The sequence below is a fragment of the Falsiroseomonas bella genome (assembly GCF_003173615.1).
Classification (GTDB): domain Bacteria; phylum Pseudomonadota; class Alphaproteobacteria; order Acetobacterales; family Acetobacteraceae; genus Falsiroseomonas; species Falsiroseomonas bella.
In genome coordinates, this window is record NZ_QGNA01000001.1 from 665276 (window position 1) to 687040 (window position 21765).

The following is a 21765-nucleotide window of genomic DNA, read 5'->3' on the forward strand; positions in this document are numbered from 1 at the left end:
CGTCGCCGCGGCGTGCGCCATCATTTGGTTGCCGCGGCATGTGCCGCGAGACACGCCACGTCCAGGATCTGGTTCACCCCCGCCTGCATCGGCACGATCTGGGCCGAATGCGTCAGCCCGGTCAGCAGCGGGCCGATCACCTGCGAGCTGGTCAGCTTCGGCACCGCCTTGGTGAGCACATGCGCCGCATGCAGCCCCGGCATGATCAGCACATTCGCCGGCCCGGTCAGGCGGCAGAAGGGATAAAGCGCCGCGCGCAGAGCGGGATCAAGCGCGACATCGGCCGCCATCTCCCCGTCGAACTCGAAATCCGCGCCGCGCTCGGCCAGCAGCTTCACCGCGTCGCGGATCGAGCCTGGGATGCTGCCCTTCGGATCGCCGAAGGTGGAGAAGGAGAGGAAGGCCACGCGCGGCTCCAGCCCCAGCCGCCGCGCCGCCGCCGCCGAGCCGCGCGCGATGGCGGCCAGCGTCTCGGCGTTCGGGCGCTCATGGATCGCGGTGTCCGCCACCAGCACCGTGCCGGCGCGGCGCGAGACGACGATCGAAAGCCCGAAGACCGAGCGGCCGGGAACGGGGTCGATCGCCATGGAGATGCCCTCCATCGCGACGGAATAGGACCGCGTGCTGCCGGTGACGATCGCATCGGCATCGCCGCATGCCACCATGCAGGCGGCGAAGACGTTGCGGTCCTGGTTCACCAGGCGCTGGCAGTCGCGGAACAGGAAGCCGTCGCGCTGCTTGCGCTTGTAGAGGAACTCCGCGTAGCGGACGTTGGAATCGGAGACGCGCGCATTCTGGATCTCGATTCCCGCCGGCAGCGGAATGCCGAGCGCCGCGGTGATCGCGTTGATCCGGTCCTCCCGCCCGACCAGCACCGGCGTGCCGTAGCCGGCATTGAGGAAGGCGATCGCCGCGCGGATCACCTTCTCCTCCTCGCCTTCGGCGAAGACGACGCGCTTCGGGTTGTTGCGCACCGACTCCGCGATCGCCTCCAGCGCGCCGACCGTCGCGTCCAGCCGGTTCGCCAGGTCGCGGGCGTAGCGGTGCAGGTCGGCCAGCGGCTTGCGCGCCACGCCCGATTCCATGGCCGCCTTCGCCACCGCCGGCGAGACGCGGCTGATCAGGCGCGGGTCGAAGGCGTTGGGGATGATGTATTCCGGGCCGAAGCGCAGCGACTTGCCGGCGCCGGCGCCCGCCACTTCCTCCGGCACGTCCTCCCGCGCCAGCATGGCCAGCGCCTCGGCCGCCGCGATCTTCATCGCGTCGTTGATCGTGCTGGCGCGGACGTCCAGCGCGCCGCGGAAGATGAAGGGAAAGCCGAGGACGTTGTTGACCTGGTTCGGATAGTCCGACCGGCCCGTGGCGACGATCGCGTCGGGCCGGGCGGAGCGCGCCTCGTCCGGCGTGATCTCGGGGTCGGGGTTGGCCATGGCGAAGATGATCGGCTTCGGCGCCATGGCGCGGACCATGTCGGGCGTCAGCGCGCCCTTCACCGACAGGCCGAAGAACACGTCGGCGCCGTCCAGCGCCTGGGACAGCGTGCGCGCCGGCGTCTCCACCGCATGCGCCGACTTCCACTGGTTCATGCCCTCGGTCCGGCCGCGCCAGATCACGCCCTTGGTGTCGCACAGCAGAACATTCTCGGGCCGCATGCCCATCGCCTTCACCAGCTCGGCGCAGGCGATGGAGGCCGCACCCGCGCCGTTGATCACCAGCTTAGTCGTCTTGATGTCGCGCCCGGTCAGGTGGATGGCGTTGATCAGCCCGGCCGCGGCGACGATCGCGGTCCCATGCTGGTCGTCATGGAAGACCGGGATGTCCATCAGCTCGCGCAGGCGCTGCTCGATGACGAAGCATTCGGGCGCCTTGATGTCCTCGAGGTTGATGCCGCCGAAGCTGGGCCCGAGGTAGCGCACCGAGTTGACGAAGGCGTCCACGTCCTCGGTGTCCACGCAGAGGTCGATGGAATCGACGTCGGCGAAGCGCTTGAACAGCGCCGCCTTGCCCTCCATCACCGGCTTGGAGGCCAGCGCGCCGAGATTGCCGAGGCCGAGCACCGCGGTGCCGTTGGACACGACCGCAACGAAATTGCCCTTCGCCGTGTAGTCGTAGGCAAGCTTCTTGTCGCGATGGATGTGCAGGCAGGGCTCCGCCACGCCCGGACTGTAGGCGAGCGACAGGTCCCGCGCGGTGATCAGCGGCTTGGTCAGGCGGATCTCCAGCTTGCCGGGGCGCCCCTCGGCATGCATGGCCAGCGCTTCCTCCGCCGTGATCCGGGCCGTGCGTGTGTCCCCGACAATCTCGCCAGGCGTCTTGCGCGCGTCGTCCATCGTTCCGGCTTTCTCCCCAACCTCAGGGACACTTATGAGGCCGGGCGCGTCGCGGCGGAAGCCGGGCGCTTCGCAGGTGCGGCGATGGGGGGCCTGCAGGGCGGGCGGGCCGCCTCAGCCTTCCATCGCTTCGGGCGTGGCGGCGGGGCGCAGCAGGGCGAAGGCCAGCAGGATGGCAAGAAGCAGTGCGCCGGCGAGCGCCGGGGCCCGCCAGTCTCCCGCCAGCACCCGGTTGGCCAGCAGCGCGGCGCAGACCAGGGCGCCCGCGGCGGGCACGATCGCCGGAACCTCGAAGCCGCCATGCGGTTCGCCGGCCCGGCGCTGCAGCACCAGCAGGGCCACGTTCACCACGCTGAACACGCCGAGCAGCAGCAGCACCGTCGCCGCGGCGAGCTGGCCGATATCGCCCGCCAGCACCAGCGCCAGCACCACCGGCAGCAGCGCCAGGATCGCCACATGCGGCGTGTGCCGCCGCGGATGGATGCGGGTCAGCGCGGGCGGGAACAGCCCGTGCCGCGCCATGCCCAGCAGCAGGCGCGAGGCGGTGACGTAGTTCAGCAGCCCGGTATTCGCCACCGCGAAGAGGGTGATGGCGGCATAGCCCCACTCCGGGAACCAGGGCGCGGCGCGCGCCATGACCGCCACCAGCGGGCCGGGCGCGACCGCAAGCTCCTGCCACGGCACGACGGAGACGGCGGTGATCGCCACGGCGATGTAGAGCGCCGTCGCGGTGAGCATCGCCGCGATGATGCCGATCGGCAGGGTACGGCGCGGGTTGCGCGCCTCCTCCGCGACGTTCAGCGTGTCCTCGAAGCCGATGAAGGCGAAGAAGGTCAGGATCGCGCCGGTCATCAGGAAGGACAGGCCGATGCCCTCGCCGGTCGGCGTCTCCAGCAGCGGCCGGCTGCCCCACCAGCCGATGCCGACCACGATCACCAGCACCAGGCCGCAGGCCTCGATGACGGTGCAGACGATGTTCACCCACATGCTCTCGCGGATGCCGCGCAGCACGATGCCGGCCAGCAGCAGCACGAAGCCGATCGCCACCGCGACTGCCGGCACGGCCTGCAGTCCCGTGAGCGCGAGCAGGTTCGCCGCCACGACTCGCGACTGAGTCGCGACCGAGGTGAGGCCGGAAGCCATCACCGCCAGGCCCACCACCCAGGTCAGCAGCGGCATGGCGAAGGCGCGCCCGGTGACGTAGGCAGCGCCGCCCGCCCGCGGATAGCGGCTGCCGAGCGAAGCGTAGGACAGGCCTGTCAGCAGCGCCGCGACCATCGCCACCAGAAAGCCGAGCCAGACGGCCGAGCCCAGTTCGCCCGCCGCGCGCCCGACCAGGCCGTAGATACCGGCGCCGAGCATCCCGCCGAGCGTATACGCGAACAGCTGGAAGGGCCCGATGCTGCGCTGCAGACCCGGCTGGGCGACGACACCCTGCTCCGCCATGCGTCAAGGCCCTCCTCAGTACGAGACGCGCCGGCCGGCCGGCCGGTTTCGCGCGCGCCGTTTGCGCCCGTGGTGCGGCTGTCCTAGGCTTTCCGCAACACCGCAGACCGATCGATTCCGGGGAGGAACCATGAGCCTGCATCGTCGCAACCTGTTCACCGCCGCCCTCGGCCTTTCCGCAGCCGGCATGATGGGCTCGCCCGCCTGGGCGCAGCAGCGTTTCGCCAACATCTACATGTTCGTCCCAGCCGGCCCGGGCGGCGGCTGGGACGGCCTCGGCCGCGCCATCGAGCAGGTGGCCCGCGGCGCCGGCCTGGTCGGAAACTTCCAGTTCGAGAATGTCGGCGGCGCCGGCGGCATGGTGGGCCTGCCGCGCTTCGCGTCGCAGCGCCGCGGCCGCGCGGACAGCCTGATGGTCGGCGGCTCGGTGATGGTCGGCGCGGGCATCACCAACAAGTCGCCGATGACGATCAAGGACGTGGTGCCGATCGCGCGCATGACGGAGGAGATCGGCGTGGTCGTCGTGCCCTCCTCCTCCGAGTTCCAGAACATGGGGCAGCTGCTGCAGGCGCTGCGCACGAACCCCGGCGCGGTGGCGGTGGGCGGCGGCTCGGCCGGCGGCACCGACCACATCACGCTCGGCCTGATCCTGAAGGCGCTCGGGCGCAACCCGCGGGAGGCCTCCTATGTCGCCTTCGCCGGCGGCGGCCCGGCCCAGGCCGCGATCATCGGCGGCCAGGTGAAGGCCGGCATCTCCGGCTATTCGGAGTTCGCCGAGCAGATCAAGGCGGGCCGTATGCGCGCGCTGGCCACGACGGGCGAGCGCCGGTCCGATCCGAACGTGCCGACGCTCAAGGAGAGCGGGGTGGATGTCGTCACCTCCAACTGGCGCGGCGTGTTCGGCGCGCCCGGCATCAATGCCAGCCAGCGCCAGGCGCTGACCGACCTGATGACGGCGATCCATGCGTTGCCGGCCTGGAAGCAGACCCTCGAGACGCGCGGCTGGGACGACGCCTTCCTCGCCGGTGCGCCGTTCGCGGAGTATCTGAACCGCGACATCACCTCCACCGAGGAGGTGCTCCGCGACCTCGGCCTCGCGACGTGACGAAGGCGCGGCCGGACCGCGCGGATCTCGGTGCCGGGCTCGCCGTTCTGGGGCTCGGCGGGGTCGCGGTCTGGCAGGCGCTGGCGATCCCGACCTCGCCGCTCTACGCGCAGGTCGGGCCGAAGCTCGTTCCCTGGCTGGTCGCCGCCGGGCTGCTGGTGCTCGGCGCGCTGCTGACGGCGGCGGCGCTGCGCGGCGGCTGGTCGGCGGACATCCCGGAGATCGCGGAGGCGCCGCCGCCCAATCCGCGCTCTCTGGCGCTGCTGCTGGCGGGGCTGCTGGCGAACCTGGTGCTGATCGGGCCGCTCGGCTTCACCCTCGCCGCCACGGTGCAGTTCACGCTGGTGGCGGCCGCCTTCGGCTCCCGCGCGTATCTGCGCAACGCCGTGATCGCCTTCGTCGTGGCGCTCGGCGCCTACACGCTCTTCGTCAAGCTGCTCGGCGTGAACATCGGCGCGGGCCTGGTCGAGGGCCTGGTGTTCGGAACGCCGGAGTGATCGCGCGGCGCCATACTCCGGGCCGCGAACGCGGCCCCGCGCACGACGCGCGCAACGGCGCCGTCGCGACAGTGCGTCGGCGCGCAAGGCAAGCCACCGAAGGTGGCGCGCGCCGCCTGAGGGCAGGATAATGGATGCCATCGCCGGCCTCTCGATGGGCTTCGCCAATGCGCTGAGCCTGAGCAACCTCGGCTGGGCGCTGCTCGGCTGCTTCCTCGGCACCGCGATCGGCGTGCTGCCGGGGCTCGGCCCCGCGCTGACCATCGCGCTGCTGCTGCCGATCACCTTCAGCGTCAGCGCCACCGGCGCCTTCATCCTGTTCTGCGGCATCTTCTACGGCGCGATGTATGGCGGTTCGACCACCTCGATCCTGCTCAACACGCCAGGCGAATCGGGCTCGATCATCACCGCGCTCGAAGGGGCGAAGATGGCGCGGAACGGCCGCGCCGGGCCGGCGCTGGCCACCTCCGCCATCGGCAGCTTCGTCGCCGGCACGGTCGGCACGCTCGGCATCGCCTTCCTCGGCCCCGTGATCGTGGAACTCGCGCTGAAGCTCGGCCCGGCCGAGTATTTCTCCCTCATGGTGCTGTGCTTCGTCACCGTCTCCGCCGTGCTGGGCGGCAGCGCGCTGCGCGGCCTGACAAGCCTGTTCTTCGGCCTGCTGCTCGGCCTGGTGGGCATCGACCTGCAGACCGGCCAGCCGCGCCTGACCTTCGGCGTCCCCGAATTGCTGGATGGCGTGAACGTGGTGCTGGTCGCGGTCGCGCTGTTCGCGGTGGGGGAGACGCTCTACCTCGCCTGGCGCCATGTGGAGGGCAAGGCGGAGGTGCTGCCCGTCGGTCGCATCATGATGTCGCGCAGCGACTGGAAGCGCAGCTTCTGGCCCTGGATCCGCGGCGCCGGCCTCGGCTTCCCCTTCGGCGTGATGCCGGCGGGCGGAACCGAGATGCCGACCATGCTGAGCTACTACGCCGAGCGGAAGCTAGCCCCGCCCGAAGCGCAGAAGGAGTTCGGCACCACCGGCGCAATCGAGGGCGTGGCGGGGCCGGAGGCGGCGAACAACGCCGCGGCGGCGGGCGTGCTGGTGCCGATGCTCACCCTCGGCCTGCCGACCAGCGCGACGGCCGCGATCATGCTGAGCGCCTTCCAGAGCTACGGCATCCAGCCGGGGCCGATGCTGTTCACCACGCAGGGCGAGCTGGTCTGGACGCTGATCGCCTCGCTGTTCATCGCGAACGTCATGCTCGTGGTGCTGAACCTGCCGCTGGTCGGGCTCTGGGCGCGCATCCTCAAGATCCCGCAGCCGCAGCTCTACGCCGGCATCCTGATCTTCGCGACGATCGGCACCTACGGCATCAGCAATTCGGTGGTGGACCTGGTGCTGCTGTATGGCATCGGGATCATTGCGATGTTCATGCGCCGCTTCGACTTCCCGGTGGCGCCGGTGGTGATCGGCATGATCCTGGGCCCGATGGCCGAGCAGGCGATGCGGCAGGCACTGACCATCAGCCAGGGCGACTGGTCCACCTTCGTCACGCGGCCGGCGAGCCTGGTGATCCTGCTGGTGGCGGTGGCGGCGCTGCTCGGCCCGAAGCTGTACGGGGCCTGGCTGCGGCGGATGGCGGGGTAGCCGCCGTTGTGCTTGAAATGCACAGCGCGGCTGTGCGATCAAAGCATATGACGCTGGCTGATTATCTGCGCCGGACCGGTACGACGCTGAGCGCCTTCGGCCAGCGCGTCGGGGTTTGTCATTCGACGGTCCAGCGTTGGGCGACCGGCCAGGCTGCGCCACGCGACAAGGGAATGATGGAGGCGGTCGCGCGGGCGACCGGTGGTGCCGTTACGGCAGGGGACTTTTTCCCGAGCGGCGAGCTGGCACGCACGTACGGCCTCGCCGAGACCCAGGCCCCCTTGGCCGCCGAAGCCCGCGCCCTCGGCCTCGATCCCGACGCAATCGCCGCCAAGGCGATCCAGGACGCCATTCGCGCCGAGAAGGCCCGCCGCTGGCAGGAGGAGAACCGGGCGGCGCTCGACGCCCAGAACGCCTGGATCGAGAAGCACGGATTGCCGCTGGCGAAACATCGGATGTTCTGATCCGGTGCCGCGCTACGACTTGCATCGAATTCCTCGGGGTGGCGGCTATCTGCTCAACCTCCAGCACGACCTGCACGCCCACCTCTCCACGCGCGTGGTTGCGCCGCTTCTGCCGGCGGCGGGGGCACCCCCGCCGGCGCGGGGCCTCAATCCGCAATTCGAGCTGGAAGACGGGCCGCACATCCTCTTTCCGCAATTCATGGCTGCCGTGCCGAAGCGGGAACTTGGCCCCGTGGTCGGCACCCTGGATGCTCATCGCGACGACATCACGCGCGCCCTGGACCTGTTGCTGACCGGCTTCTGAGCGCGGCGGATCACGAACTCGTTCAGTCTGTTTCCGCCGTGTTTCCGCGCCGGCCTCGCGCTTGATCCGTTGCGCGCCCCACCCGAAATCGGGGGCATGATCGACGCCAAGCAGCTTCTCGACCGCTTCCTCGGTGCGCAGGGCGGCAACCGCCCGCCAGGCGCGCCGGCCGCGCCCGGCGCGGGCTTCCAGCTTCCCGGCGGGCTTTCCGACATCACGCGCCATGTGCCGGGCGGTGCTGCCGGGCTCGCCGCCGGGGCAGGCCTGCTCGCGACGATGCTGGGCGGCAAGAAGCTGCGGAAGATGACCGGCGGCGCGATCGGCTATGGCGGCGCGGCGGCGCTCGGCGCGCTGGCCTATCGAGCCTGGCAGAACTGGCAGGCGCAGCAGGGTGCGCAGCCCGCGTCCGGCACGCCGCAGCCCGCCTCGGATCGCTTTCTGCCAAGCGCAGCCCCCGCCGCCGACGGCACGCCCTTCGAGCTCGCCCTGGTCCGCACCATGGTCGCGGCGGCCAAGGCCGACGGGCATGTGGACGCCGCCGAGCAGCGCGCGATCTTCGAGGCGGTGGAGCGCGCCGGGCTGGACGCCGAAGCCAAGGCCTTCGTCTTCGACCTGCTGCGCCGCGACATCCCCTTCGAGGAGATCGCCGCTGGCGCCGCGACGCCCGAGCAGGCGGCGGAGCTCTACCTCGCCGCGCGGCTCGCCATCGACCCGGACGAGGCGTCCGAACGCGCCTGGCTCGCGGCGCTCGCGCATCGGCTGTCGCTGCCGGACGGCCTCGTCGCGCAGATCGAGGCCGAGGCGCAGCGCGTGGGCTGATCCCGCGCGGCCTGCCGCACGCCCGCCATCATCCTGGCCGATGCCGCGGGCGTGACTCATGAGAATCCTGGGCTACGGCGTGCGCTGTTCGGCGCGCTGGTCGCGGCCATCGCCCTGCTGCTGCTCTGGCTGACCTGGCGCGCCCTCGCGCCGGGCGGCGTGAGCCTGGCGGAATGGCTGATCCTGCTCGCCGTGCTGCTGGTGACGCCCTGGGCGGCGCTCTCGGCCGGGAACTCGCTGGTGGGGCTCGCCATCCTTCTGGGCTCGCGCGATCCGCCCGGCGCGGTTCTGCCGGCGCTGCGGCAAGCGCGGCCGGGCGTGCCGAACGCCGTCACCGCGCTCGCCGTCTGCATCCGTAACGAGGACATGCAAGCGGTGCTGCCGCCGCTGGCGCGGCTGCTGGATGATCTGGCGGCGGCGGAAGCCGGCGACCGCTTTCGTCTGTGGCTGCTCTCCGACACGCAGGACGCCGCACTGGCCGCGGCCGAGGAAGCGGCGGTGGCGCGCTTCGCCGAGGGGCGCGCGAATGTCCGCTACCGGCGCCGGACGGAAAACACCGGCTTCAAGGCCGGCAACGTGATGGACTTCCTCGATCATCACGCCACCGACGAAAAATTCTTCATCACGCTCGACGCCGACAGCGTGATGACGGCCGAGGCCGTGCTGCGCCTGGTCGCGGTGATGGAGGCCGATCCGCGCCTCGGCATCGTGCAGCAGCTCATCGTCGGGCGGCCCGCCGTCGCGGCCTTCCCGCGGCTGTTCCAGTTCGGCATGCGCGCAGGCATGCGGAGCTGGGCGACGGGGCAGGCCTGGTGGCAGCTCGATGCCGGGCCCTATTGGGGCCACAACGCGATCATCCGCTGCGAGCCCTTCCGGCAGCATGCGCGGCTGGAGGCGCTGCCGGATGGCAGCCGCATCCTGTCCCACGACATGGTGGAATCGGTGCGGCTGCAGGCCGCCGGCTGGCGCGTGCGCTGCCTGCCGGCGGAAGAGGGCAGCCTGGAGGCGAACCCGCCCGCCATGCCGGAATTCATGCGCCGCGATGAGCGCTGGGGTGCCGGCAACATGCAGTATTGGCAGCTGCTGCGCCTGCCGAACTTCACCGCCATGGGCCGCCTGCAACTGCTCCAGGCGATTCTTCTGTTTCTTGGCGCGCCGCTCTACGCGGCCATCCTGCTGCTTGCCGCGATCAACGCCGTTTCGGGTGGCGGGGCCGGGACGCCGATGTGCGCGCTGGCGCTCGCGGTCTTCGCGCATTGGCTCTGCTACTTCTCGCCGAAACTCTCCGGCTATGCGCATGCGCTGCTGAAGGGCGAGGTCGCGGCGCGCTATGGCGGGCGCATCGCCTTTGCGAAGGGCGCGCTCGCCGAGATCGCCTTCATGCAGCTGTTCGAGCCGCTCTCGACGCTCAACAAGGCAATCTTCCTGGCGAGCCTGCCCTTCGGCCGCCGCACCGGCTGGGCGCCGCAGAACCGCGCGGAGCGTGGCATTGCCTGGGGCGACGCGGCGCGGCTGCTCTGGCCCCACACCCTCATAGGCGTTGCGCTGACGCTGGCCTTCGCGACTGTCTCGCCAGCGGCGCTGCTGCTCGCCCTGCCTTTCACGCTGGGTATGGTGCTGGCCGTGCCGCTCTGCGTGTGGAGCGCCGATCCCGCGCTTTCCGCCTGGCTGCGCGCGCGCCGCATCGCCGCGACGCCGGAGGAACTGGCTACCTCGTGACGACTTCAAGGAAATCGAGCAGCGCACGCAGGTCCTGGTCGTTGTCCACCCGCTGCACCGGCATCTTCGTCCCCGGCGTCACAATGTCCGGTCCGCGGGTGAACAGGTCCGCCACCGTCTCCCGCGTCCAGACGATGTCGCCGCGCGCGAGGCGCTCGGAATACTCGTAGCCCGTCACGCTGCCCATGCGGCGGCCGAACAGGTTGTGCAGATGCGGCCCGGCCATGTTGCCGCCCTCAGCCGTCAGCGAATGGCAGGCGGCGCAGGCGCGCCAGACGCGCGCACCATGCGGGTCGGCGCCCTCGGGGATCGCCTGGTCCGCATCGGCGCCGAGCGGGCCGATGGGCCGGCCCGTCGCCACGTCCCAGCGCCGCACGCGGCGATCCGTGCCACCGGTCCAGAGGCTGCGGCCGTCGGCGGCGAAGATGGCGGACCACACCGGCAGGCCGGGACCTTCCAGCGTGTGGCGCAGCCGCAGCGTGGCGGGATCCCACAGCGTGACGCTGCCGCCGAGCGAGGCGGCGGCGAGCAGCGCGCCATCCGGCGCCGCCGCCAGCGCGACGACGGGCCGCGCGCCGGCCCGCACCTCCCGCACCACGCCATCGGGCGCGACCAGCCGCAGCATCCCGTCCACGCCGCCGACCGCCAACGTGCCGTCCGGCAGCGCCGCGAGCGCGTTCTGCGGGAAGCCGAACTCGGCCAGCACCAGGCCCGCCTCACCCGCCGGCCACAGCCGCACCGTGCCGTCGAAGCCTGCCGTCGCGAGGGTGCCGTCGGGGCGGAAGGCCACCGCGTTGACATTGCCGCGATGTCCTTCCAGCACGCGCGCCTCGCCGGTCGCGAGGGTCCACAGGCGCGCCGTGCCGTCCCACGCCGCCGAGGCCAGCTGGCTGCCATTCGGCGAGAGCGCGAGCGAGGCCACGGGCTCGGTATGGCCTTCCAGCACCCGCGCCGGCTGCAGCCCCGGCCGCGCCGGCCACAGTGCGATGCGCCCATCCTCACCGGCCGAGGCGAAGCCGCCGCCCGGCAGCGGCGCCAACGCGTTCACCGCCCCGGCATGCCAGCGCACCACCGCGCGGGCGCGCCCCGCCTCCGGGTCCCAGACGATCATGGACTGGTCGAAGCCGGCCGAGGCCAGGGCGCCGCCGGAAACGGCCAGCGCCCGCACCGGGCCGCCATGCACGGCTTCCTGCGCGCGGAGGCCCGGCGCAAGCAGCAACAGGAGCAGAAGCAGGAAACGCATGCCGGCAAATTGCCGAACTCGCCGCCGCCTGCAACCATCCCCGCCCTGATCCGCCTGCCAGGAGATCCGCGCGTGACGAAGCATGACGAGGAGGTCGCCTGGGCGCGGCTGACCGCCGCCGAGATCCAGGCGCGCGCCAGGCCCGAGACGGTCGTGCTGATCCCGACCGCCTCCATCGAGCAGCACGGGCCGCATCTAGCGACGGGCGTGGACATGTGGCTGGCCTCCGCGGTGGCCGAGCGCACGGCGCGCAAGCTGCAGGCGGCCGGCACGCCGGCACTGGTCACGCCCTGCATCTGGTCGGGCCTCGCCGACCATCACATGCCCTTCGGCGGCACGCTGACGCTCGACATCCACGGCTTCGCCGCGGTGGTCGGCGGCATCGCGCGCTCCGTCGCGCGGCACGGCTTCCGGCGCATCGGGCTCGTCAACGGCCATGGCGGCAATGTGGAGGCGATCTTCACGGCCGCGATCGAGCTGACCAAGTCGCTCGGCGTGCCGGTGGTGGGCGTCACCTACTGGCAGGCCGCCGCCGACCGCTTCGCCGCCATCCTGGAAACCCAGACCAACGTGCAGCACGCCTGCGAGGCCGAGACCTCCATGGTGATGGCGGTGCAGCCCGACGGCGTGCGCGCCGACAACATCGCGCGCGCCGTGCCGAAGCGCGCCGTGCCGCCGGCGCCGCCCGGCTTCAAGCGCCATCGCGGCTTCATCGAGATGACGGACACCGGCGTGCTCGGCGATCCCCGCGCGGCCAGCGCGGAAAAGGGCGAGCGCCTGCTGGAAGCCGCCGCCTCGCGCATCGCGGAGGAGATGGCGCGGCCCGAGCTCTGGGCGTGAGGCTAAAGCACGAAGTCGCCTGACGAGAGCTGGCCCGGCGCCAATGCCGCCAGCAGCACGCCATCGCCGCCGCCGAGGTCGAGAGACGTCCCGCCTGGCACGGTCGCGAGCAGGCCCAGCACCTCGGACACGGTGAGGCCGAAGCCGGTCAGCACCAGCTTGTCCTGGCCCGGCGCGAAATCCTCGATCCGGTCCCATCCATCGCCGCGACGGAGCACAAAGCTGTCGGCGCCCGTGCCGCCCAGCAGCGTGTCGGCGCCGCCGCCGCCCTCGATCAGGTCCTTGCCGCCGCGGCCGTCCAGCCGGTCGGCGCCGGCGCCGCCGACCAGCAGGTTGTGCCCGTCATTGCCGATGCCGATGCCGCCCGAAGCGCCGAGCCACAGCATCTCGACGCCGGCCGGCAGCGTCACCGCCTGCGTCGTCGCCACGATCAGGCGGTCCAGCTCCGCGCCGGCCGCCTCGATGACGACGTCGCGCGCATCGTCCACGACGAAGCTGTCGAAGCCCGCGCCGCCGAGCATCGTGTCGGCGCCCAGGCCGCCGATCAGCATGTCCGCGCCCTCGCGCCCATCGAGCCAGTCATTGCCCGCGCCGCCCTGCAGCCGGTTCCCGGCCTGGTTGCCGGCCAACGTGTCGGCGCCGGCGCCGCCGACCGCATTCTCGATCAGCGAAGCGGCGTTGCCCTCGAAGAGCAGGCTGTTGAAGACATTGCCGCGCGCCTTGGTGCCGTCGCGCGTGTCGAGCGTGGCGAGCTGCGCGGCCGACAGCACGGAGAATCCGCCCGGCGCCAGGTCCACCGAGACACCCTCGCCGTAGTTCGACAGGTCGTAGGTGTCCACGCCGCCGCCATCCCAGATCGTGAGGAAGACGCGGTTGGCGTTGCCGCCGATGCCGTTGCCCGGCGCGCCCTGGCCGATGCCGTCCACGAAGCTCTCGCCGGTGGCCGCGTCCCAGCGATAGACCGTGTCGCCCGCGCGGTGCGTGTAGTCGGCGCCGTACATCGCCTGCAGCGCGGCGATGTCGAGCATCATCCAGCCCTGCGCGTAGTCGAAGGTGCCGTTGGTGTAGCCCGCGCTGGTCGAGGCGCCGACCTTGGAGCGATAGGACATCACCGTGAATTCCAGGCTGTCCCATTCCAGCGGCATCGCGCCGTAGCCGTTCCAGCTCTCATGCGGATGCTTCAGGCCCAGCGCATGGCCGAGCTCATGCACCGCCACCATGAACTGGTAGGTCCCGAGGCGCGGCGAATCGAAGTTGTAGCGCCCGCCGAACCACACATCGCCGCCTTCGCGCCCGTTCGGATAATACGCCCAGGCGGTGGAGGGAGCCGAGGAGCGGGCGATGCGGATATCCGCCCAGCTGTCCTGCGCCGTCTCGACCAGTTCGAGGCCGGTGAAGGCAAGGACGGAAGGCCCCGGGCTGCCCGGCCCGGAGGCCACGCCCGCCGCGTCGCCGAGCAGGATCTTGCGCACCGCGTCGCGCATGACGGTGCCGACCTGCGCGAAGCCGCGCGCGGGCTCGGAGGCGCCGTAGAAGGCTTCGTAGTCGCCCGCGCTGTCGGGGAAGGCGAAGGAGACGGGGTCGCCGAGGCTCCAGGCGAAGCCGCTCAACACCCCGTCCACGCCGGCATGGCCGGTCGGGGCCAGGAACAGCCGCGGCGCGGTCGGCACGGCCGCCACGGCGGCGACGCCGAGCGGCGAATCCGGGGAATCGGAGCTGAAGCCGGTGGAGGCCCAGCACTGCCAGCACATGCGGGGGCGGTGTCGCGGAGGATCCGGCGTGGCGGCCCGTCCTCATGACCTGGCCGGCCTCCGCCTCCTGCGGGACGCGGGGCCACGCGCCGGCGCGCCCCGCATGTCGCATCCTGAAGGACGGCGATGAAGAGTTGGTGAAGCCGCAGGGCGATGGCGTCGCGCGCCCGGCAGATTGAACGCCGCGCCCGTCCGGGCTAACGGAGGGCCGGCTGGGGCGTCGCCAAGCGGTAAGGCAGCGGTTTTTGGTACCGCCATTCCCAGGTTCGAATCCTGGCGCCCCAACCAGCTTCCAACTGGCTCATCCCGCGAACAGCGCGTCCTGCTCCTGCCGGAGCCGCCACAGCAGGCCGTCCGTGGCGATGTCGAGATCCGCGCAGGTGATGAGCGCCCCGGCCGCGACGGGGCGCCGCAGGCGCTGGCCGACCGCAAGGTAGTAGGGGGCGGGCGCCTCGCCGCGCGCCGGTGCAGCCGGCAGCAGCAGCGCATCCAGCCCCGGCACGGCATGGCGGTTACCCTCGATGGCCAGCAGGTGCCCCGCCGGCAGGTCGCGCGCGGCACGCGCGACAAGATCCACCACCGGCCGGTAGCCCTCCGCCGGGATCACGTGGCGGAGCCGGCCCGCCGCCATGGCGGAGATCGGCGCCTCCACGCCCAGCAGGTGCGAAGGGTTGTAGATCAGCGCCCGCCTTCGGTCGCGCGAGACCGGGATGCCCTTGACGGCGAAAAGCTCGCCCGTGCGCCTGTCCGCAAGATCGACCACGACGAAGACGCCGCCGGCGAAGGAGGCCTCGTCCGGGCGACGCAGGCAGTTGAAGACATCGATGACGCCTGCGCTGTCCAGCAGCCCGCCTGTGCGTCGCAGGCCATAAAGCTCCGGCAGTTCCGGGGTGCGCGCGAGCGGCGCGTGGAAATCGGGCCGCGCGATGGTGAAGCCCGTGGCGTTCGCCACCAGCGCCATCTCGCAATAATCCGGCACGGTGCGCTGCGGCAGCGCAGCCAGCGCCTCCGCGCGCGCGGCGATGGTGGCGGCAGGGTCGTCGCCGAGGGTCATCAGCGCGGCGAGGCCGGGGCTCGCCACCTCCTCCGCCAGCCAGCGCGTGCGGCCGGTGGCGGGATCGAAGACGTAGTCGTATTCGCTGCTCTTGCCCGCGGCGAGGATCGGCAGGCCGAGCGTCTCCGCCCAGCTCATCAGGCCGACCAGCAGCGCGGGCTGGTCGCCCTCCACCAGCGTGTAGGACAGGCCTGCCGCGCGCGCTTTCGCCGCCAGCAGCGGGCCGACGACGCATTCGGATTCCTTCGACACCATCGCGATGTGCTTGCCCGCCGCGATGGCCGCCAGCGCATGCCGCGCCGCGCCCTCCGGATGGCCCGTCGCCTCCACCACCAGTTCGAGCTCAGGAATGGCGAGCAGGTCGTCGAGCCGCTCGGTCAGCGCGATGGCGCCGGCCGCCAGCGCGGCGCGGATCGCGGCCGGTCCGTCGCAGCGCGCATGCGGCACGCCGTCCTCGGCCAGCGCCGCGGCGACGCGCATGGTGTCGAGATCCAGCGCGGCGACGATCCGCAGCCCGCGCAGCCGGCGGGCCTGCGCGATCAGCGACAGGCCGAACTCGCCGCAACCGAGCAGGGCGGCGGTGACCGGCCGCTCCATGGCCGGCCGGAACAGCGTGGTGAACTGCACCGTCGTGCTTCCTCCGGAACTGCGCGCCGTTCAGGCGGCGTCGCGCTTGTCCTCCGCGCGCTTCGCGGCCCTGCCGATGCGGTCGAGATGCTGGCGCATCGCAGCCGCCGCGGCCTCCGGGTCGCGCGCGGCGATCGCCGCGGCGATGCGCTTGTGATCCAGCCAGGACCGGCGCATCGCGCCCGGCGCGGCCGTCGCGCGATGGCTGAGCTCGGACGACTGGCCATACGCCTCGGCGAGCAGCGCGGCGAGGAGGCGATTGCCGGCGGCGCGCTGCAGCGTCGCGTGGAATTCCGAACCGCAGATGTGGAAGGCGGCGGCGTCATCCAGCGCACGGCCCTGCTCCTCCGCCAACTGCGTCAGCCTGGCGCGCGTCGGCGCATCCGCGTTGCGCGCGGCGTCGCGCGCCGCGGCGACCTCCAGCACGAGGCGCGCGCCATGCACTTCCTCGGGCGTATAGCGCGCCGCGGGGCCGGGCCGCGCGACCCAGCTGGCCGCCGGCAGCACGCGGGAGCGCGCGCCCTGCGCCACCTCGACCAGGCCGCGCGCGGCCAGTGCCTGGATGGCGCCGCGCACCGTCTCGCGGCTGACATCGAGCTGCGCCGCCAGTTCCCGCTCCCCGGGCAGGGCGTCGCCGGGACGCAGCAGGCCGGACGCGATCATGCCGGCGAGCCGGTCCGTGATCTGCTCGCGCATCGTGCGCTTCGAGACGGCGGAGCGCAGCAGGTCGAAGCTGTGTTGCATCGCGCAAGCGTAACGCAGGACCGGGCGGCCGGTCCACTGGTCCGGTCATCGGTCCGGTTGACAAGTTTGGTCGGGCTCGTCCAGGCTCCGCGCGGAAGCCGGCGCAAGATCCGGATCGAGCAACGACCTTGGGAAGGAACCGCCAATGACCCGCATTGCATCGCCTCACGCATCGTCGCGCTTCGTGCCGTCGCGCCGCGGCCTGCTGCTCGGCGCCGGCGCCGCGCTTCTGGCGCGCCCCGCCCTGGCGCAGTCCTGGCAGCCGGCGCGCCCGGTCGAGTTCATCGTCGCGGCCGGGCCGGGTGGCGGCACCGACCAGTTCGCGCGCATCGTCCAGTCCATCGTGCAGAAGCACAACCTGATGCGCACGCCGATCATCGTCTCCAACAAGGGCGGCGGCGCGGGCACCGAGGCCTTCGTCTATGGCCGCGGCGCCGCGGGCGACCCGCACAAGGTGGTGTTCGGCACCAACAACGTCTGGCTGATGCCGCTGGTCACGCGCGTCGGCTACGGCCTGGCGGATCTTCGCCCCGTCGCCTCCATGGCCGCGGACGAGTTCATCCTCTGGACCTACACCGATGCACCCTACCGCACGGCGAAGGACCTCGTGGAGGCGGCGCGCGCGCAGAACGGCACCTTCCGCATGGGCGGCAGCCAGGCGCGCGACACCGACCACATCCTGACCAAGCAGATCGAGCGCGCCACGGGCGTGACCTTCACCTACGTGCCGTTCCGCTCGGGCGGCGAGGTCGCGATCCAGCTGGCCGGCAAGCATGTCGAGGCCAACACCAACAACCCGGCGGAGAATGTCGCGCAGTGGCGCGCCGGGCGCGTCCGCCCGCTCTGCGTCTTCAACCCGCAACGCCTGACGCTGACCGAGAAGGTGCATGACGGCGTCGGCTGGTCCGACATCCCGACCTCCACCGAGGCCGGCATCGGCCCCGCCGATTTCCGCATGCCGCGCACGGTCTGGCTCCCGGCGCGCACGACGGATGCGCAGGCGGCCTTCTGGACCGAGCTGCTGTCCCGCGTGCGGGAGACGCCGGAATGGAAGGCCTGGCTGCAGGCCGGCAGCCAGGGCGACCTGTGGCAGACCGGCGCGGAGCTCGCCAGCTTCATCCGCGAGGACGAGGCGACGAACCGCGCGCATTTCCGCGAATACGGCTGGCTTGTCGAGCAGGGCTGATCCGGTGACGCGTCCGGCCGGCATGGGACACGGGTGATGAGCCGGCCGGACGATCGCCTCGGCGGTCGCCGCGCCGCCGAGCTCGGCATGGCGCTCGGCGCCGCCGGCTTCGGCGGTGTGGTGGTGCTGGGGGCGCTTCAGCACGACACGGGCTGGGGCCCGACCGGCCCCGGCGCCGGCTATTTCCCGCTTCGCATCGGCCTGCTGCTGATCGGCGTGGCGGCGATCCTCGCGCTGCTGCAACTGCGCGCCGCCGCGGGCCGCTTCGCCGAGCCGGGCGCACTGCGGCGCGTGGCGCGGCTGCTGGCGCCGACCCTGGTCTTCGGCATCGCGATCGCGCCGCTCGGCACCTATGTGCCGATGGCGCTGTTCCTGCTGTGGATGGCGCGCGTCGAGGCGCGGGCCGGCTGGCCCGTGGCGCTGGCCCTGGCGCTCGGCACGCCGGCCGCCTTCTTCCTGCTGTTCGAGACATGGCTCGGCGTGCCGCTGGCCAAGGGTCCGCTGGAAGAGGCGCTGGGCATCTACTGATGGAAGGCCTGCCCGCCCTCCTGCACGGCTTCGAGGTCGCGCTCACCGCCTATCACCTCGGGCTGATGGTGGCGGGCGTGCTGATCGGCATCCTGGTGGGCGTGCTGCCCGGGCTCGGCGCGCCGAACGGCGTCGCGCTGCTGATGCCGCTCACCTTCTTCATGCCGCCGGTCAGCGCGATCATCCTGCTGAGCTCGATGTACTGGGGCGCGCTGCTCGGCGGCTCGACCACTTCGATCCTGTTCAACATCCCAGGCGAGCCCTCCTCCGTCGCCACCACCTTCGACGGGCATCCGATGGCGAAGCAGGGCCGCGCGGCGGAGGCGCTTTCGCTCGCCTTCCTCTGCTCGGGCTTCGGCGCGCTGGCGGGCGTGATCACCATCACCATCGTGGCCGACGATATCGCCGAATTCGCGCTGCGCTTCAGCCCGGCGGAATACTTCGCCGTTTATCTCCTCGCCTTCTGCGCCTTCATCGGCATGGGCGGCGCCAATCCGCTGAAGACCGCGGTTTCGCTGCTGGTCGGGCTCTCGCTCGCCACCATCGGCATGGACACCGTCTCCGGCGAGATGCGGCTGACGTTCGGGCAGGACGAGCTGGTGCGCGGCATCTCCTTCCTGGTCGCGGTGATCGGGTTGTTCGGCATCGGCGAATTGCTGGCAACGGCCGACGAGACGGAAAAGGTGGAAGGCATCCGCGCCCGCGTGCGGCTGGCCGCCGTGCTGAAGACGCTGGTGGAGTTGCCGCGCTACTGGGTCGCGTTGCTGCGCAGCGCGGCGATCGGCATCTGGATGGGGCTGACGCCGGGCGGGCCGACCGCGGCCTCCTTCATGTCCTACGGCATCGCGCGCCGCTTCTCGAAGCGGGGCGACAATTTCGGGCGCGGCGAGCCGGAAGGCGTGGTCAGCCCCGAGACCTCGGACCACGCGGCGGGCGTCTCGGCGCTGCTGCCGATGCTGGCACTCGGCGTGCCTGGCTCGGCCACTGCGGCGGTGATGCTGGGCGGGCTGATGATCTGGGGCCTGCAGCCCGGGCCGATGCTGTTCCAGGACCGGCCCGACTTCGTCTGGGGCCTGATCGCCAGCATGTATGTCGCGAACCTGGTCGCCGTGGTGCTGGTGCTGGCGACCGTGCCGATCTTCGCCTCCGTCATGCGCGCGCCCTTCGGGCTGCTGGCGCCGCTGATCATGGCGATCTGCCTGACCGGCGCCTGGATGGTCTCGGGCAGCGGCTTCGACGTGCTGCTCGCGATCGGCTTCGGCGTGCTGGGCTATCTGATGAAGAAGCTGGACTACCCGATCGCGCCGATGGTGCTGGCGATGGTGCTCGGCGACAAGGCCGAGGATGCGTTCCGCCAGTCCATGCTGATCAGCCAGGGCAACCTGACCGTCTTCTGGTCGAACTGGCTGGTCGGTTCGATCACCACCCTCGCGCTGCTGCTGCTCGCCTGGCCCGTGCTGGCCTGGCTGCTGCGCGGCGGCGTGCAACTCAGCCGGAGACCTGCCGCATGATTCCCCGTCTCGCCCTCGTGCTCGGCGATCCCGCCGGGATAGGGCCCGAGATCATGGCGAAGCTGCTCGCCGAGGAGGGCAACCGTCAGAAGGCGGCGCTGCTGCTGGTGGCCGACCCGGACGAGCTGGCCGAAGGCATGCGCATCGCCGGCGTGGACCTGCCGATCACGCGCGTGAACGACCCGGCGGCCGTCGCGCCCGGCCGCATCGCGCTGCACGAGCTTCGCCGCGCGGCGCCGATCCCGCGAGCGCAGTCCAGCGCGGAAGGCGGCGCGCATGCCATGGCGACGCTGCGCGAGTGCCTTTCGCTCGCGCAGGCCGGCACGGTGGACGGCATCTGCTTCGCGCCGCTCAACAAGGCCTCGCTGCACATGGCGAAGATGGGGCATCCGGACGAGCTGCACTGGTTCGCCGAGGTGCTGGGCCACAAGGGCGCGCACAGCGAGTTCAACGTGCTCGACGGCCTCTGGACCTGCCGCGTCACCAGCCATGTCGCGCTGCGCGAGGTGGCCGACCTCATCACGCCGGAGAAGGTGATCGGCGCCGTCGCGCTGATCCGCGACGCGCTTTTGCAGGCCGGGATCGAGCGGCCGCGCATCGCGGTCTGCGGCCTCAACCCGCACAACGGCGACAACGGCGCCTTCGGCCGCGAGGAGATCGAGATCATCGGCCCCGCGCTGGAGGAGGCGCGCCGCCGCGGCCTGCCCTGCGAGGGGCCCTATCCGGCCGACACCATCTTCCTGCGCGCCCAGCCCAAGGCCGACGGCACGCGGGACGTGGACGCGATCGTGACGATGTACCACGACCAGGGGCAGATCGCGATGAAGCTGATGGGATTCTGGCGCGGCATCACCGTCGCGGGCGGACTGCCGGTGCCGATCACCACCTGCGCACATGGCACCGGCTTCGACATCCAGGGCAAGGGCGTCGCCCGCGTCGGCGCGCTGCAGGCGGCCTTCGACCTGGCCTGCGCCATGGGCGCGCGACGCCGCGCGGCGGCGTGAAGGAGGTTCCGATGCCGCAAGCCTATCGCGGGGTCTTCCCCGTCGTCCCCACCATCTTCCACGCCGATGGGGCGCTGGACCTGGAAGGCCAGAAGCGCGCCATCGACTTCATGATCGATGCGGGCTCCGAGGGACTCTGCATCCTCGCGAACTTCTCCGAGCAGTTCGTGCTGACTGACGAGGACCGCGAGCGGGTAATGCGGGTGGTGCTGGAGCATGTCGCCGGCCGCGTGCCGGTGATCGTCACCACGACGCATTTCGCCACCCATGTCTGCGCCGAGCGCAGCCGCCGCGCGCAGGAGATGGGCGCGGCGATGGTGATGATCATGCCGCCCTATCACGGTGCGACGATCCGCGTCGGCGAGGCGGGGATCTTCGAGTTCTTCCGTCGCGTCTCGGATGCGATCTCCATCCCGATCATGATCCAGGATGCGCCGGTCTCGGGCACGACGCTCTCCGCACCCTTCCTGGCGCGCATGGCCCGCGAGATCGCCAATGTCTCCTATTTCAAGATCGAGGTGCCGCAGGCCGCGGCCAAGCTGCGCGACCTGATCGCGCTCGGCGGCGAGGCGATCGTCGGCCCCTGGGACGGGGAGGAGGCGATCACGCTGATGGCCGATCTCGACGCCGGGGCGACAGGCTCGATGACCGGCGGCGGCTTCCCGGACGGCATCCGCCGGATCACCGATCCCTGGTTCGCCGGCGACCGCGAAGCGGCGATGGACGCCTATTGCCGCTGGCTGCCGCTGATCAACTACGAGAACCGGCAATGCGGGCTGCTGGCCGCCAAGGCGCTGATGGAGGAAGGCGGCGTGATCCGCTGCGGCGCTCCGCGCGCCCCGATCGCGCCGCTGCACCCGGCCACGCGCGCGGGCCTGGTCGAGGTGGCGCGGCGGCTCGATCCGCTGGTGCTGCGGTGGGGGCGGTGACGGGCGCGCGCTTAGCCGGGCCTTAACCCGCCCC

General features: G+C 71.7%; 19 protein-coding genes and 1 tRNA gene. 14 read left to right on the top strand and 6 right to left on the bottom strand.

Features of this window, described 5'->3' with window-relative positions; all coding sequences use genetic code 11:
* Positions 1-20 precede the first annotated feature (20 nt).
* Positions 21-2330 carry an NADP-dependent malic enzyme gene (locus DFH01_RS03045; RefSeq protein ID WP_109868905.1) on the bottom strand — a complete coding sequence of 770 codons (2310 nt, stop codon included), beginning with the start codon at positions 2328-2330 and terminating at the stop codon, positions 21-23.
* 114 nt (positions 2331-2444) lie between these two features.
* Positions 2445-3776: an APC family permease gene (locus DFH01_RS03050; protein ID WP_109868906.1), complete on the bottom strand. Its 1332-nt coding sequence runs from the start codon at positions 3774-3776 to the stop codon at positions 2445-2447.
* Between the two features lie 130 nt (positions 3777-3906).
* Here DFH01_RS03050 and DFH01_RS03055 point away from each other — a divergent pair, with 130 nt between their 5' ends.
* The 7 genes from DFH01_RS03055 (at position 3907) to mdoH (ending at position 10314) form a co-directional block, all read left to right on the top strand.
* Positions 3907-4881, top strand: coding sequence for a Bug family tripartite tricarboxylate transporter substrate binding protein (locus DFH01_RS03055; protein WP_109868907.1), 975 nt, complete (start codon positions 3907-3909; stop codon positions 4879-4881).
* Positions 4878-5378: a tripartite tricarboxylate transporter TctB family protein gene (locus DFH01_RS03060; protein WP_109868908.1), complete on the top strand. Its 501-nt coding sequence runs from the start codon at positions 4878-4880 to the stop codon at positions 5376-5378. Before DFH01_RS03055 ends, DFH01_RS03060 begins: the two co-directional genes overlap by 4 nt.
* 130 nt (positions 5379-5508) lie before the next feature.
* The gene (locus DFH01_RS03065; protein WP_109868909.1) at positions 5509-7008 is read left to right on the top strand and encodes a tripartite tricarboxylate transporter permease; all 1500 of its coding nucleotides are present in this window, start codon (positions 5509-5511) and stop codon (positions 7006-7008) included.
* 47 nt (positions 7009-7055) lie between these two features.
* Positions 7056-7472 carry a type II toxin-antitoxin system CcdA family antitoxin gene (locus DFH01_RS03070; RefSeq protein WP_199231116.1) on the top strand — a complete coding sequence of 139 codons (417 nt, stop codon included), beginning with the start codon at positions 7056-7058 and terminating at the stop codon, positions 7470-7472.
* A gap of 4 nt (positions 7473-7476) precedes the next feature.
* Positions 7477-7776, top strand: a complete 300-nt coding sequence (locus DFH01_RS03075; protein WP_109868910.1) for a CcdB family protein — start codon at positions 7477-7479, stop codon at positions 7774-7776.
* Between the two features lie 96 nt (positions 7777-7872).
* Positions 7873-8595: a tellurite resistance TerB family protein gene (locus DFH01_RS03080; protein ID WP_109868911.1), complete on the top strand. Its 723-nt coding sequence runs from the start codon at positions 7873-7875 to the stop codon at positions 8593-8595.
* A gap of 51 nt (positions 8596-8646) precedes the next feature.
* A complete protein-coding gene (gene mdoH / locus DFH01_RS03085) occupies positions 8647-10314 on the top strand; it encodes a glucans biosynthesis glucosyltransferase MdoH (protein ID WP_109868912.1) in 1668 nt (555 codons plus the stop codon).
* Here the strand turns inward: mdoH and DFH01_RS03090 are convergent.
* The gene (locus DFH01_RS03090; RefSeq protein WP_109868913.1) at positions 10304-11557 is read right to left on the bottom strand and encodes a c-type cytochrome; all 1254 of its coding nucleotides are present in this window, start codon (positions 11555-11557) and stop codon (positions 10304-10306) included. The genes mdoH and DFH01_RS03090 overlap by 11 nt on opposite strands.
* A 72-nt stretch (positions 11558-11629) precedes the next feature.
* Between DFH01_RS03090 and DFH01_RS03095 the strand changes: the two genes are divergently transcribed.
* Positions 11630-12397: a creatininase family protein gene (locus DFH01_RS03095; RefSeq protein ID WP_233255937.1), complete on the top strand. Its 768-nt coding sequence runs from the start codon at positions 11630-11632 to the stop codon at positions 12395-12397.
* Between the two features lie 2 nt (positions 12398-12399).
* Here the strand turns inward: DFH01_RS03095 and DFH01_RS03100 are convergent, their stop codons facing one another.
* On the bottom strand, positions 12400-14148 hold the full coding sequence (locus DFH01_RS03100) for a M10 family metallopeptidase (protein WP_109868914.1): 1749 nt from the start codon (positions 14146-14148) through the stop codon (positions 12400-12402).
* 213 nt (positions 14149-14361) lie between these two features.
* Between DFH01_RS03100 and DFH01_RS03105 the strand changes: the two genes are divergently transcribed.
* Positions 14362-14436, top strand: a tRNA-Gln gene (locus tag DFH01_RS03105).
* A gap of 13 nt (positions 14437-14449) precedes the next feature.
* On the opposite strand, the gene DFH01_RS03110 is transcribed toward DFH01_RS03105, so the two are convergent.
* A complete protein-coding gene (locus tag DFH01_RS03110; protein WP_199231117.1) occupies positions 14450-15829 on the bottom strand; it encodes an SAF domain-containing protein in 1380 nt (459 codons plus the stop codon).
* A gap of 30 nt (positions 15830-15859) precedes the next feature.
* The gene (locus DFH01_RS03115; protein ID WP_109868915.1) at positions 15860-16573 is read right to left on the bottom strand and encodes a FadR/GntR family transcriptional regulator; all 714 of its coding nucleotides are present in this window, start codon (positions 16571-16573) and stop codon (positions 15860-15862) included.
* A 145-nt stretch (positions 16574-16718) separates the two neighbouring features.
* On the opposite strand from DFH01_RS03115, the gene DFH01_RS03120 reads away from it, so the two are divergent.
* The 5 genes from DFH01_RS03120 to DFH01_RS03140 are packed head-to-tail and all read left to right on the top strand — an operon-like array spanning position 16719 to position 21731.
* A complete protein-coding gene (locus DFH01_RS03120; RefSeq protein ID WP_109868916.1) occupies positions 16719-17759 on the top strand; it encodes a tripartite tricarboxylate transporter substrate binding protein in 1041 nt (346 codons plus the stop codon).
* 36 nt (positions 17760-17795) lie between these two features.
* On the top strand, positions 17796-18287 hold the full coding sequence (locus tag DFH01_RS03125; protein WP_109868917.1) for a tripartite tricarboxylate transporter TctB family protein: 492 nt from the start codon (positions 17796-17798) through the stop codon (positions 18285-18287).
* Positions 18287-19798, top strand: a complete 1512-nt coding sequence (locus DFH01_RS03130) for a tripartite tricarboxylate transporter permease (RefSeq protein ID WP_109868918.1) — start codon at positions 18287-18289, stop codon at positions 19796-19798. The genes DFH01_RS03125 and DFH01_RS03130 overlap by 1 nt, the downstream gene beginning before the upstream one ends.
* The gene (locus DFH01_RS03135; protein WP_109868919.1) at positions 19795-20802 is read left to right on the top strand and encodes a 4-hydroxythreonine-4-phosphate dehydrogenase PdxA; all 1008 of its coding nucleotides are present in this window, start codon (positions 19795-19797) and stop codon (positions 20800-20802) included. The genes DFH01_RS03130 and DFH01_RS03135 overlap by 4 nt, the downstream gene beginning before the upstream one ends.
* Before the next feature lie 11 nt (positions 20803-20813).
* The gene (locus tag DFH01_RS03140) at positions 20814-21731 is read left to right on the top strand and encodes a dihydrodipicolinate synthase family protein (protein WP_109868920.1); all 918 of its coding nucleotides are present in this window, start codon (positions 20814-20816) and stop codon (positions 21729-21731) included.
* Positions 21732-21765: the final 34 nt, after the last annotated feature.

Bases quoted from the DNA above. Each gene is read 5' to 3' on its own strand.
- DFH01_RS03055 (WP_109868907.1), top strand. From the start codon at position 3,907: ATGAGCCTGCATCGTCGCAACCTGTTCACCGCCGCCCTCGGCCTTTCC.
- DFH01_RS03140 (WP_109868920.1), top strand. From the start codon at position 20,814: ATGCCGCAAGCCTATCGCGGGGTCTTCCCCGTCGTCCCCACCATCTTC.
- DFH01_RS03130 (WP_109868918.1), top strand. From the start codon at position 18,287: ATGGAAGGCCTGCCCGCCCTCCTGCACGGCTTCGAGGTCGCGCTCACC.
- DFH01_RS03125 (WP_109868917.1), top strand. From the start codon at position 17,796: ATGAGCCGGCCGGACGATCGCCTCGGCGGTCGCCGCGCCGCCGAGCTC.
- DFH01_RS03100 (WP_109868914.1), bottom strand. From the start codon at position 14,148: ATGTGCTGGCAGTGCTGGGCCTCCACCGGCTTCAGCTCCGATTCCCCG.
- DFH01_RS03115 (WP_109868915.1), bottom strand. From the start codon at position 16,573: ATGCAACACAGCTTCGACCTGCTGCGCTCCGCCGTCTCGAAGCGCACG.
- DFH01_RS03090 (WP_109868913.1), bottom strand. From the start codon at position 11,557: ATGCGTTTCCTGCTTCTGCTCCTGTTGCTGCTTGCGCCGGGCCTCCGC.
- DFH01_RS03070 (WP_199231116.1), top strand. From the start codon at position 7,056: ATGACGCTGGCTGATTATCTGCGCCGGACCGGTACGACGCTGAGCGCC.
- DFH01_RS03045 (WP_109868905.1), bottom strand. From the start codon at position 2,330: ATGGACGACGCGCGCAAGACGCCTGGCGAGATTGTCGGGGACACACGC.
- DFH01_RS03080 (WP_109868911.1), top strand. From the start codon at position 7,873: ATGATCGACGCCAAGCAGCTTCTCGACCGCTTCCTCGGTGCGCAGGGC.
- DFH01_RS03065 (WP_109868909.1), top strand. From the start codon at position 5,509: ATGGATGCCATCGCCGGCCTCTCGATGGGCTTCGCCAATGCGCTGAGC.
- DFH01_RS03135 (WP_109868919.1), top strand. From the start codon at position 19,795: ATGATTCCCCGTCTCGCCCTCGTGCTCGGCGATCCCGCCGGGATAGGG.
- DFH01_RS03120 (WP_109868916.1), top strand. From the start codon at position 16,719: ATGACCCGCATTGCATCGCCTCACGCATCGTCGCGCTTCGTGCCGTCG.
- DFH01_RS03050 (WP_109868906.1), bottom strand. From the start codon at position 3,776: ATGGCGGAGCAGGGTGTCGTCGCCCAGCCGGGTCTGCAGCGCAGCATC.